Below are 562 nucleotides of genomic sequence, written 5' to 3' on the forward strand. Positions count from 1 at the left end.
CGAGTATCCTGTTCATTATGCGCTCTCCTTCTCATCTGCAGCACCCAGACCGGCCATGAGCAGACCGAATTCTTCAATGGGCGCATCTGCCGGCAGGATGCCCGCTATGCGTCCCTCATCTACAATTGCAATGCGATCGCAGATCATGCGCAGCTCATTGAGTTCCGAAGAGATCATGACGATAGTGGTGCCATTCTCCTGATTGCGGTGCACCAGCGTGTCCAGCACCAGTTTCTTGGCGCCGACATCGATGCCGCGCGTCGGTTCCGAGACGAACAGCAGTTCCGGATCGAGGGCGAAGGCCTTGGCAAGGCAGACCTTCTGCTGGTTGCCGCCAGACAGCGTGATGGTTCTCTGGCGGGGGGATTGGCATTTGATGTCGAGCGCCTTGATATACTTGCGGGCGATCTCGTCCAGCTGGCGGTCGCTGCGCCACTTGAACAGGCCGCCCAGGAAGGGCCTGATCGCCTTTTCCTTGATCTGCAAGGCCGAAAAGCCAATATTCCAGTCGATGCCCTCGTCGAGCAGGAGCCCTACGCCACGCCTGTCTTCGGACACGAAG

1 protein-coding gene is annotated in these 562 nt (G+C 58.5%); it reads right to left on the reverse strand.

The window, feature by feature from the left end; genetic code table 11:
- Positions 1–15 precede the first annotated feature (15 nt).
- Positions 16–562, reverse strand: a 547-nt coding sequence (locus N2315_09620; protein MCX7829428.1) for an ATP-binding cassette domain-containing protein, incomplete at its 5' end; no start/stop codon positions are given.

It is taken from the genome of Thermanaerothrix sp., assembly GCA_026417795.1.
Taxonomy (GTDB): Bacteria; Synergistota; Synergistia; order Synergistales; family Synergistaceae; genus Thermanaerovibrio.